The sequence below is a fragment of the Ferruginibacter paludis genome (assembly GCF_030409685.1).
GTDB classification, from domain to species: domain Bacteria; phylum Bacteroidota; class Bacteroidia; order Chitinophagales; family Chitinophagaceae; genus Ferruginibacter; species Ferruginibacter paludis.
Genome location: NZ_JAUFQJ010000002.1, coordinates 295,267 through 308,412 on the forward strand (window position 1 = coordinate 295,267; position 13,146 = coordinate 308,412).

The following is a 13,146-nucleotide window of genomic DNA, read 5'->3' on the forward strand; positions in this document are numbered from 1 at the left end:
CTATAAATCCAACATTTTAATTAAGCTGCATTTTAATTTAATCACCAAATTTTTTTACATGAAAAAAAATTACCTGTGCCGTATATCGATGCCTCCTTAATTATTTTCCAAATTTTCTACTCAATTCCAAAACAGACCTTCTAATTCTTTAAACTAAAACATTCATCATGAACCAATTTACCTTTTTAAAAAAATGGCAGCAAAAACGGCCGCTGTTCCGGCTTTTTAGCATGCTTTGTTTTATCACAACAATGTTTGCAAGCAGCCCGGCTTATTCGCAAATTCCGATTACAAATTCCTTTACACCCGCCAATTGCGGCAATGTTAATTGTACGGCAAATGATGTAAGAGTGATTAGTGCATACTTATCCGGCCCGGATGGTGCACCTATTAATTGTTCATCGGCCCAACCTTTTCTGAATGCCCAATTGCACCTTATAGTATTTTCTAATACCCAACGCAAAGGGGTTTCAATCAGCGGCAACTTTGATGTAAAAATAAATGGTGTAACCAGCACCGTTCTTTTTGCAAACTGCTTTACCAATATTACCCTGAATGACGGGGGTAACAATGACCTGGCGTTCTCCTTCCCACTGCCAGATGCAACTTGCGTAGATGTTTTTTCTCTCAATAACCTGTTTGTGTCATGGGGTACCGGTAAAACTGATTTTTGTGACGGTAGTTCCAATGGACATTGTCCTGAAACACCTTCTAAATGCAGGTATACTCCTGATGAGACAATACCTGTCACTGTTAAGTTAGAAGTTGATTTTATCTCCCTGCAGGGTGATTGCTCAGCTGGTGGAGATTCAAAGGCTTTTGACTTCACCCCTTCTATCGTTACTGACAAAAACATTCAATACCCCGTTACTTTTACATGGAACTTCGGTGATAATACACCAATTCAAACAACAACTGCATCCAGTTTGGCAACAGTTGCTGCTGCTAAAATTTCTCATACTTATGCAGCAGAGGGTTTGTATACCATAACACTGGTTGGGTCCGATGCGTCACCTGACCCAAATACTGTTTTCAGTGTTACATCTACTCATACTGTGTTGGCTGTTTCATGTTGTACCTTGGTTGCACCGATAAGCGGGGGCGACCTGACCGGTTGTGAAGGCGAAACAATAACAGCTACCGCAACAGGTGGACCAGGTGAAACAATTAACTGGTTTGATGCGGATGGTAACGGAGTTGCTGTTCCTTCACTGAGTTCAGTAGGCTCTGTTACCTATTATGCAGAAGCATCCACGTCTACGTGCGTTAGCCCCACCAGAACACCAGTAAAATTGACCATTACAGCAAAAACTGTTACTACATTTAATGCAATTGATCCAATATGCAGTGGAGGAACTATCACACTGCCAACTTCTTCAAAAGAAGGAATTCCCGGAACCTGGAGTCCTGCGGTTGACAATACCGCTACAACAGAGTACACATTTACACCAGCTGACGGACAGTGTGCCACTACCGCAAAATTGACTGTTACTGTAAATGCCAAGACTACCCCAACATTTGACGCCGTTGGTCCAGTCTGCAGTGGAGGAACCATTACTTTGCCAGCAACTTCAAAAGAAGGAATTCCTGGTACATGGAGTCCTGCGGTTGACAATACAACCACTAAAGAGTACACATTTACACCAGCTGACGGACAGTGTGCCACTACCGCAAAACTGACCGTTACTGTGAATGCTAAGACTACTCCAACATTTGACGCCATTGGCCCAATCTGTAGTGGAGGAACCATTACCTTGCCAGCAACTTCCAAGGAAGGAATCCCGGGCACATGGAGTCCTGTGGTTGACAATACAACCACTAAAGAGTACACATTTACACCGGCTGACGGTCAGTGTGCAACTACAGCAACACTGACTGTTGTTGTGAATCCATTGCCACCATGCTCCATCACAGGCCCGGCTGCTGTAACGCTTGGCGCCAATGCATCTTTTAGCGGTCCGGTTGGATCTTATTCATACCAGTGGGCCATTACCTCCAATACAAGCGGTGCTTCATTTGTAAACGGAAGTACAGGATCTCCAGTTGTTGTAACAACAGCTACAGTAGGTTCGTATATTTTATCTTTAACGGTTACAAATACCAGTACCAATTGTGTAGCTCAATCTTGTTCCAAAACAATTACTGTTGGCCCGGGTAATCCCGTTTACACAGTTACTCAAGGTTTTTATGGTAACGTTGGGGGTAAAATATGCATTGGTGGCACTACTTATATAGCTGGTACCAATAAAGCTAATGTTCCATCTTTAATAGCAGCCAGCCTTGTAAGAATGGGTGGATCATTAAAGCTCGGTATAGTTGCCAATAGCCGAACTTTTACAATAAACAATACAAGTGCAGAAATTAGTAATTTAATTACTTACATGCCTGCCGGACAAACAGCTGCAATCATTACATCCAATTCGACTCCACTCACCAACAACAATACAAATATTTTATCACCCGGTGCAAGTCAAAATCTTCCTAAAATATATAATAAGAAGATTTCAAGTGTGTTGTTAGGTCAGACAATTACGTTGGCACTCAATATAAACAGTAGTGTTAATAATCCTTTGGGAAGTTTGGTGTTAAAACCAAATAAGTATTTAACTACTCAGCTGATGGATCCTAATACTTGTTCTGCACCAAAGCCACTTGCATGTACTCCAACTAATAATGCAATAAGCAGCCTGCAGCTCACTGCGACTTCTGCTATGGCTACCTGGATGTCATCCGGTAAAACAGTGAATGATTTACTAGCTCTTGCCAGTAATATGTTAGGCGGGGGCACCAATGCATCAATGCCTGCATTAATTCCTGCGAATGTAACGTTGACTGATGTTAATAATGCAATTGATGTCATCAACAGGTCGTTTGACGGTGGAAGATTCTACCTTGGTTATTATGATAATGCTAAATCTTGTGGTTCATCATTGGCAAGGTCTGCCAGTGTGATAACTGCGGCAGAAGAAAGACAGGCGGTTACAGCGCTTACAGCAACAGCCTATCCAAATCCATTTACCGACAGGGTGAAATTCTCCATTGTTTCTCCCGTATCCGGTAAAGCAACACTGGATGTGTACAACATGATGGGTCAGAAAGTGAAAACTGTTTTTGCCGGTTACCTGTTTGCCAACAGAACCCAGGTAGTAGATTACAACATACCTTCTTCCAACAAAGGTGCGTTGATCTATACCCTGCGGGTAGGTGATAAACAAGTGAACGGAAAAATAGTGCAGATCAAATAAAGGGGATTGATCGCAAAATATACAGGGCTGCTCAAACGGGCAGCCCTTTTTTTATATACCATCGTATTAATTTAAATGCGGGACAATGGCGCCCCTTGTATAATAACCATAAAGCAAACGGCAGAAAATAAGGCCAGCTTTATTTAAGATCTTATTCGTATGTCCTTTTGGATTGCTTCGTACCAGCAGCGTCAATTACCGAAGGTGTCCCGAAGCATTCCCGAAGCAAGTCCGGAGAAGGTACTCTGCTATATCCGGGCAAAATATTTTGTACCATTGATCTTTCTGCACATGACGGGGCACAAATTGTTAGCCGGAAAAAACATCTCCGTGGCCAAAGGAAGCATTTCGTCGAAAAAGCCTGCTGGCGGGGCATGAATCAGGTACATTTTTTTGGAAACCTCAAATTTTTGTTATTTCTTTACCTCTGAATTCCCATTGATCCGCTAATCCTCCTGAACAATTATCTTTTAATTTCCTTCTTATCCCTTCAAAAATCAGCCTTCCGTTGATCCGTAGTTTATTGCGGCCGACTTTTTTTATTATCCAGTAGCACCGTGCTAAACCCTAAAAAAGCAAACGCTTACCCTATAATAAAATTAATAATTCGGCTTTACCACCTCTAAACTAATGGTATGAAAATAAGTTTACGCTCCACTGAGAATTTTAATGGCAGATCAGTTAATTTATCTAATCAAAAATCATTGATTAGTAATTTTTGTTTTCCTGCAAAACTGCTCAAGCATTTATTTTTATTGATTTCGTTATCGGTGGTTGCTTTTTGGGCAAATGCTGGAACTATAACCAGTACCACAGCCGGAGGTAATTGGAATACAGGCGGTACCTGGGTTGGTGGAGTGGTTCCAACTACCACAGATAACGTGATAATCAATGGCCCAGTAACAGTTAACAGCGGAAGTACAATAACCTGTTTCGATTTACAAATAAATAATGGAATAACATTCACTTTAGGTAATAAGAATTTTACAGTTAACGGAACTGTAACGATACAAGGGAATGGATTTATAAATTTGAGTGGGCAATCACTAATTTACGGAACAACAAAAGTATTAATTTATACAGGAACTACTGCAAAGGTAGTTGGTGGGGAATGGCCATCAGCTTCAGGTCCAACCAGTGTCTTTATTAATAATTCAGTTGCTGTTACTTCAACAGCTACACGAACGATAACTAATCTTACAATTGGAAACACCACTGCTAATAGTATTTTTAATGATGGGGGATTTCAATTAACGGCTACGGGAACGTTTACGCTTACATCTGGTATTTTTAATATCGGAATAAATGGAGTTGGAGGTGGTACTAATTATCCAAATTTCGGGATAAATAATATTGCGAACGGGACCACAGTTAATTACAATTCTAACCAAGCTCAAATCATAAAAGGAGTTAACTATGCTAATCTTAGTAATAGTGGGAATGGTAACAGAACTCTTGCTAATTCACCAACAATAGGAATTAGTGGAACATTTACTCCTGGCGTTGGAACATATACAATCGGAACCAGTACAGTCAGTTTTAATGGAACTACTGCCCAAGCTATTCCCTCTTTTACTTTCAATAATCTTACTGTTGACAACATAGCTGGAATATCATCATTAGGTGGAAACATTACCATAAATCAATCGCTTGCTCTTACGAACGGAGTGCTGACAACCGGGGGAAATAAAGTTATTATCCCCAATGGAGGGTCAGCTTCAAGAACCAATGGCTGGATAAATGGAAATCTTCAACAATTTATTGCATCTGCCAGTGCCGTTATATTGCATGTTGGCGATGCGGTGAGCTATAGCCCGGTTGCAGTCAATTATACAACAATTGGTTTTACCGCCGGCTTTTTAAATGTAAAAGCTACAGCAGGCCTGCATCCTCAAATTGCCTCGTCAGGGTTAAACAGTGCAAAAGCCGTTAACCGTTATTGGACACTTACTTCTGGCGGCGTAGGTGGTACTTATGATGCTACCTTTGGATTTGTCGCAGGCGATATATTGGGCGGTGCCAATACGGTAAATTTTGTAGTTCGGGAATATGTTCCAGGTTGGGCGACCACCGTAACCGGTATAAAAACCACCACCAGCACGCAAGCGACTGGATTAAGCGGTTATGGTGATTTTTCTATTGGTGAAATTTCCGGTGTACCAACAGTTTCAACGCAGCCGACCAATGTGGCTGTTTGTTTGGGCAATAATATTTCCATTACCAGTGCAAGTACGTCGACTCCAACACCAACAGTTTCATGGGAGCGGTTCGACGGTTCCTCCTGGGTGCCAGTAAATGGCGCAACAGATGGTGGCAAGTACACAAATTTTACTACCAGTACTTTAACCATTACCGCTCCTGATATGTCTATGAGCGGATATCAATACAGGTCTACTTATTCCAACATAAATGGCTCAGTTACGTCGGGTGCAGCAACACTTACTGTTACCCAGGCGCCAACAATTACTTTGTTGGATTATGCTACATCCCCGTTTGCGAATACAACTGGTACCTCTCAAGCTGTTACCCTTACAGGTACCAATGCATACACAGGTGGTACTTATAGTTCTGATGCAGGTCTTACAATCAACTCTGCAACGGGTGCCATAACACCTAATACCAGTACTTTAGGGCTGCACACAGTTACCTATACCATCTCAGCGGCGGGAGGTTGCGGCCAGATTACGGCTACTACACAGGTAAGCATTACCGCAGCGCCTACTGCGAACATTACTTACACCCAGTACGCTTTTTGTATTACAGACAACACAACTTATCCGGCTACCTTAACTGGTACTGGTAATTACAATAATGGAGGCGCAGGTTTTTATTCTGTAAGCCCCGCGTCCGGATTGTTGATTAATTCTTCGACCGGAGCAATTACTCCCAATGGAATCGCAGGAACATATACGATCACATATCATATTCCGGCTACTACTTCGCCTAGCTTCCCTGCATCAACAACGGATGTAAATGTGATCATTACGCCAACCCCAACCGCTACTATTTCTTATGCTGGGGGTACGTTTTGTTCTACTGACCAGGCCGCCAAGCCCGTCACTTTTAGCGGAACCACCGGTGGCGTATATTCTTCTGATGCCGGATTAATCATAGATGCTGCAACGGGCGACATTACGCCTGGCGGAAGTACCACCGGATCGCATACCATCACCTATACAATCGCTGCGGCCGGTGGGTGCTCCGTAGTAACAGCTACGGCAAATATTACTATTGTGGCAAGTCCCGCAATAACATTTACATATAACAATGGCAATCCACTGTGTCTCGCAAAAACGCCTACACTTCCAACGGTTACACCTGCTACCAGCGGTACCTATTCTTATACTGGAACGGGGCTAACATTAAATACAGCTACAGGTGAAATTACACCCTCTACCAGTTTACCCGGCCAATACGATGTTACATTAAAGATATCCCTGGGTGCTCCTTGCGGTGATATCGAAATCACTAAAACGGTAACGATAAGCGAAACTCCTACCGGTGATATCACTTACGCACTTCAGCCTTATTGTACTTCGGATCCTGTAAAGCCAGTGGGATTTGTTAATCCTACCGGTCTTTTCACCGGGGGTACTTTTTCGTCCACCGCCGGCCTTTCAATTAATTCATCAACGGGTACCATAACACCGGGTACATCAACGCCTAACACTTATACAGTTACTTATAATGCACCAAACGCATGCCCTGTTTCAGCTACGACTCCCGTCGAAGTGGACGGTTCTCCGACTGCTACAATCAGTTACGCAGGAGCACCTTTCTGTCAAACCGACGGCTCTTCACAACATGTTACATTAAACGGAACCGGAACATTTACGGGTGGCAACTATTCTGCACCAGCGGGATTAAGTATCAATGCGGCCAATGGCGACATTACACCAAGCACCAGTACGGCAGGCACTTATGTAGTAACATATACCATTACGCCTGCATCGGCCAATTGTGCCCCCATTACCACCACAACTTCTGTAACTATTACACCAGCGGTAGGCGTGCCAACTGCAATAACAATCAGCAGCGGCGCAGATCCGGTGTGCCAGTTAGCAAACGGAACTACCACTACAACTTATGCCACAACGGTAACCAATGGAACCGGATTTAACTGGTCATTAAGCAACGCGGCAGCAGGTTCAATCAATGCTACTACTGGCGTTATGACATGGGCGAACGGGTTTTCAGGTACTGTCGACATCCAGGTAACCGCAACAGGTTGTAACGGTACTTCGGCAATGGTTACCAGGACGGTAACTGTTAACGCTAACAACACCGTAAGTGCCGCATCTTCTACGCCAACACTGTGTATCAATACAGCATTAACCGATATTACACATACCACAACGGGCGCCACTGGTATTGGTGTTGCAACAGGCTTACCAGCAGGCGTAACAGCATCATGGTCAGCCAATACCATCACTATTTCAGGAACACCAACTGCATCAGGAACATTTAACTATACAGTACCATTAACCGGAGGCTGTAGTGTTGTAAGTGCTACAGGAACTATTATAGTTTCTCCAAACAATACCGTTAGTGCTGCTTCATCAACGCCAACATTGTGCGTAAATACGGCCTTAACAAATATTACACATACTACTACTGGAGCAACAGGTATAGGTTCAGCAACAGGTTTACCGGCAGGGGTTTCAGCAGCCTGGGCAGCTAATACCATTTCCATTTCCGGTACCCCAACTGCAACAGGCACATTTAACTACACCATTCCGTTAACAGGGGGTTGCAGCACTGTAAACGCCACCGGAACAATTACGGTTAATCCAAACAATACGGTTAGCGTTGCTTCATCAACCCCAACCTTGTGTATCAATACTGCTTTAACTCCAATTACCCATACAACAACGGGTGCAACAGGTATTGGTGTGGCATCGGGGCTACCGGGTGGTGTAACAGCAGTGTGGTCATCCAATACAATCACTATTTCTGGAACACCTACAGTTGCCGGCACCTTCAATTATTCCATTCCCTTAATCGGGGGGTGTAGTGCTATCAGCGCTACGGGAACAATAGTTGTCAATGCCGCATCGGTTGGAGGTACCTTAACACCTGCTACGCCAACGACTGTTTGTATCGGTGCTAATACCGGTACGATTGCCTTATCTCCAGGAACGTATACCGGAACGGTATTAGACTGGGAGCAATCTGTAAATGGTGGAAGTACATGGACCAATATTGGAAATAACGGCAATACAAGCCTGGGTTATACAAATCTTACACAGACAACTTTATACAGGGTACAGGTAAAAAGCAACGTTTGTACATTAGCTTATTCAAGCTTAGCACAAATTGTAGTTAACCCGGTATTTAACCCTACTATTAGTACAAACCCGCTTTCAGCGATTACTTGTGTTGGAATACCGGTCATACTAACGGCATCTGGATATACCAGCAGCGGACTGGTAATTACCGGTGGCGACTTTGGCCAGTCGAATCCTCCCGGCTGGAGTGGCTATGCTGCCGGAAGCAGTAATGGAGAAGCTAATAACGGATGGGGGTTTGCGGCGAATTCCAACACCTGGAATGGCCAAGTCTATAATTCTGACGGTAAATTTGCGATCATTGCCGGTACAGGAGTGCCGGGTACCAGCAATTTGGTTACGCCTGTTTTTAGCCTGGTTGGCCTTTCAGCTGCTTACCTTGCATTGAACCAGGCTTACAATCTCTCTGCTGGTGCTATAGCAAAAATTGAAGTATCCAAGGATGGTGGTGCGACTTATACAACCATTCAGACCTATACTGGATCTGGCCCGGCGCCAGGTGTAATTTACGGCCCTACAAATGGGTTCCATGCAACAGATTATTTTAACCTGAATGCTTATCTTGGGCAAACCAATATGAGAATAAGGTTTGCCTACACTGGTGTGGCAGGTAGCGACTGGGCAGTGGATAATGTTGTAGTTACCAACAGTACGAGCAATCCTACCGGTGTAGGAGTATTTAATACAATTAATTACAGCTGGTCACCGGCTACTAATTTGTCAGCAACAAATACCCAATCAGTAACGTTTACACCTCCGACAGATGGGACTTTTACCTATTCGGTGACCGCATCTACAAGCGGCTGTACACCTTCTACACCTGTTCCGGTTACAATAACAGTAAACCCTCTGGCCCAGGGATCATTGACAGCCAACGGCCCTTTCTGCGGAACGGGCGCAGGAAAACTCACCTTTACGGCAACTGCAGGCACGGGACCATTTACTGTAGTTTACAATGATGGGGTAGCTAACCGCACAGTAAACAATGTTGTAAGCGGTACTCCGTTTAACGTATTTACTACACCGGTGGTGTTAACTACCACCTATACACTTGTATCTGTTACTGATACCAAAACTTGTAGTCGCACGACAGGCTTTACCGGGCCAACAGCTACAATTATCATTAATCCTGTTCCAACCGTAACGGTTAATGCAAGTACGGTGTGCGGTGGTGCGCCATCAACAATCACCGCAGTTCCTGGCATAGCCGGTACCTATAGCTATACCTGGACAGTACCCCTTACGGCCACCAATCCCGGCAATGTAGCCACATTTACGTCACTGGTAACCGGCAACTACAGCGTTGTTATTACCAATACTGCAACAAGTTGTGTATCCGCATCATCGTTGCCTGCAAACGTAGTTACAGCTGCCAATACCTGGACCGGTGCTATCAGTACCGATTGGCAAAACCCGGGTAACTGGTCTTGTGCTGCCATACCAACATCACTTTCGGATGTCATTGTTCCGGCGGTGAGCAACCAACCTCAGTTAACGGCCGCCTCATTTACCAAAACACTTACATTGCAAGGCACTGCATCGGTTGATCTGAATGGATTTTCTTTAACCAATTCCGGGGCTGTAACAATGGGCACCGGGTCGTTTAAAGGGTCACCTGCATCCGATCTAAGTTTCAATGCTGCAGGTTCAAGTGCCATTAACTTTAACCAATTAACTGACGGTACAACCAATGCGCTGAATAACTTAACCATTAACAGTGCAGGTGCTGCGGTTACCTTAAATAATAAAGTATCGCTGTATGGTGCTTTGACACCAACATCAGGTACACTAACCTTAAATGATACGCTTGTGCTGCGTTCAACGTCGGCAACCACCGCAAGAGTAGGGATAGTGGGCGGAACGATCTTGTATTCAGGAGCAGGACGTGTTACGGTAGAACGTTATTATCAAAACAGGGGATGGAAGTTGATTACCGGACCGGTTTACGAAGGAGGAAGTATATTCGACAACTGGCAGAACAAAGGGATAATGTCCGATGTAGCTCCCGGAAAAGGTACGCTCATAACAGGAACTGACGTTGCAACAGCTTCCAACGGACTTGACGGAGGTTCAACATACCTCAATAGCACTTTAAAGCAGGGAGTAGGCAATCAAACCCTAGTTATAATTAACAACACTAAAACTGCTACTTTGTCCAGCGGAGGAACCAGTTCAACCAATATCCCCTATTTCCTTTTCGTAAGAGGAGATAGAGACCTGGCTAATTTTGCCCCCTATGTGTTTAGCCCAACAGTTATAAGCAGCACTGGTAAATTACAAACCGGAATACAGTCATTTCCGGCTGACCCAACACCAGGCTCTTTTACCATGATTGGTAATCCATATGCATCACCAGTAGATTTTGGAACCCTGCCCAGGACTAACCTCACTAACTTTTTATATACCTGGAACCCATATCAAAATACAACCGGTGCATATATAACCTTTATTGAATCTCCTGTAGGATCGGGCAGCTATTTTCCAGTACCAGCAGGTTCGCCGGGTAACCCGACTACGACCCTTCAATCAGGCCAGGCATTTTACATCAATAACCCGGGGGGAGCTGCCTCGCTGGTATTTAATGAAAGCAACAAGTCAACCTACAGCAATCCAGGCGGCGTATTCAGGCCTATGAGCCCTGCTGCTCAAATAACATCACTTTCAACTAATTTGTATGCATTCACAAATAAAGACAGCCTGTTCCTCGCAGATGGCAACCTTGCACAATTTGATGACAGTTACAACCCGGGAATTGATTGGATGGACGCCAAAAAAATGACCAATACAAACGAAACATTCAGCCTGCTTTGCAATGGTGTTTCATTGGCAGCCGATAGAAGGCCGCTGCCAGCAATGAACGATACGTTGTTTTACCAGCTCACCAGGACAACCGCTAAGAAATACCAGTTCCAGTTAATTGCAAATAATTTAGATAGGGATAATCTGGCAGGTTTTGTACAGGATCAGTTCACGCATACAGCTACGCCCATCAACATGAATGGTACTACTAAAATCAATTTTGCAATCACCAGCAATAAAGCTTCCGCAGCTGCCAACCGCTTCAGGGTAGTGTTTAAACCATCGGTGGTGTACACCAATGTGGCCGCCAATGTGCTCGCCAGCGATATCGGGGTACAATGGAATGTGGTCAGCGAAGAAAACATCAAAGGCTACGAGATTGAACGCTCAACAGATGGTACGCACTTTACCAAAGTAGCCGACCAGGCTTCTGCCGGAAACAGTGAATCGGCTGTTGCTTACAACTGGCTGGATGTATCGCCTGCGCTTGGCCAGTATTACTACCGTATCCGCAGCATCAGTTACAATGATGTGATTGGGTATAGCAATATTGTAAAAGTGAAGCTGAACAGGAGCACACCTGCCATTTATGTGTTCCCTAACCCGGTAACAGAAAATACCATTCACCTGCAGATGAACGGTATGGCGAAAGGCGGGTATGCCGTGCGCTTGATGAACAACCTTGGCCAGGTAGTGGTGAGCAACTACATTGCCCACATGGGCGGTACTGCTACAGAAACCATCACACCTGCCAATAAAATACTCGCAGGTATTTACCAGCTGGAAATTGCAGCGCCTGACAAAAAAATAACTACAGTCAAAGTGATTGTACAATAACGGATACCTTATTCTTCCACACATGAATTACCCCTGCTGCCCCGATACCGGGGCAGCTTTTTTTTAGTATGGCCACTCCCACTCAAAGCCAGGGGTAAGTGCGGATCATGGAAGCAATTCACCTGCTGTTGCCGCAGGGGCAGGTAGCCGGCAGGCTCGGGGTTGCCAACCTTCATAGTCCTCCGGAAGAATAGCAGTCACCAATTGTCTCATCCGAAGGACATTCGAATGAGACATTGTTGTTAGTCAGGTTTGGTTTTACACACACAGCACCTGCAACCAAGGGCAATTCCGTTCGTCGAAAACACCCACGTAAAAATTGGAAGTGTCATTTTTTTTCTTACCTTCATCTCAGCTTATCTTTTCTACAACCACATCTTACCATCCTCTGCAAAAATTTACTTTTTTAAACCGGTAGCAGTACATCGTTGTATTAACTACTATTAGCTTAAAATTAAATGCTGCCAGCCAGTTCCTTTTGAACAGGTTAATAATTGTTGATTACAAGTGCAGGCTGCGTATTTATGATGCTTTTAACAAGGCATTTAAATCCTGACACACCGATTAATTGTATACTGTGTAAGAAATTGATACCGTCCGAAAACCTGTTGAAAAATTACCCGTTAATCAGTCCCTTTACCCTTTTGAATTTCCTTTTCAGCAAACTGCCTTTAACAGCAGCAAGATGTTTTTAATTTTTAAATAAATTGTATGAAGAGTAAACTGTATGCACTTGAAAACTGGTCGCAGGTATTGGACGCTGTAAAAAAAGGATTATTGTCGTTGTTGCCGCAACCCGCTTTGCAACCGGTAATCAACCAGTCGCCCAACAGAAGAGAAGAACTGTTACGGTCACGGAGAAATGACCGGAATGAAGATTAGATGGTATTAATCCACCAATTAAAGAGGGATAAACCGGGGCGTGCCCGTTGTACGGTCATCTCCCAAAAATACAAATAGCGTGACTTGTTGCCTGC

At 44.1% G+C, this 13,146-nt stretch carries 4 protein-coding genes; all 4 read left to right on the forward strand.

Features of this window, described 5'->3' with window-relative positions; genetic code table 11:
• Positions 1-167 precede the first annotated feature (167 nt).
• The 4 genes from QWZ08_RS03215 (at position 168) to QWZ08_RS03230 (ending at position 13,051) form a co-directional block, all read left to right on the forward strand.
• Positions 168-3,245: a PKD domain-containing protein gene (locus tag QWZ08_RS03215; protein WP_290335768.1), complete on the forward strand. Its 3,078-nt coding sequence runs from the start codon at positions 168-170 to the stop codon at positions 3,243-3,245.
• Between the two features lie 159 nt (positions 3,246-3,404).
• Complete coding sequence (locus QWZ08_RS03220; protein WP_290335769.1) at positions 3,405-3,623, forward strand: hypothetical protein; 219 nt, start codon at positions 3,405-3,407, stop codon at positions 3,621-3,623.
• 257 nt (positions 3,624-3,880) lie between these two features.
• Positions 3,881-12,169, forward strand: coding sequence for a DUF8693 domain-containing protein (locus QWZ08_RS03225; RefSeq protein ID WP_290335770.1), 8,289 nt, complete (start codon positions 3,881-3,883; stop codon positions 12,167-12,169).
• A gap of 711 nt (positions 12,170-12,880) precedes the next feature.
• Complete coding sequence (locus QWZ08_RS03230; RefSeq protein ID WP_290335771.1) at positions 12,881-13,051, forward strand: hypothetical protein; 171 nt, start codon at positions 12,881-12,883, stop codon at positions 13,049-13,051.
• Positions 13,052-13,146: the final 95 nt, after the last annotated feature.

What these genes read in the sequence shown, in the direction of transcription:
- QWZ08_RS03215 (WP_290335768.1), top strand. Translation starts at nt 168, where the DNA reads ATGAACCAATTTACCTTTTTAAAAAAATGGCAGCAAAAACGGCCGCTG.
- QWZ08_RS03220 (WP_290335769.1), top strand. Translation starts at nt 3,405, where the DNA reads ATGTCCTTTTGGATTGCTTCGTACCAGCAGCGTCAATTACCGAAGGTG.
- QWZ08_RS03225 (WP_290335770.1), top strand. Translation starts at nt 3,881, where the DNA reads ATGAAAATAAGTTTACGCTCCACTGAGAATTTTAATGGCAGATCAGTT.
- QWZ08_RS03230 (WP_290335771.1), top strand. Translation starts at nt 12,881, where the DNA reads ATGAAGAGTAAACTGTATGCACTTGAAAACTGGTCGCAGGTATTGGAC.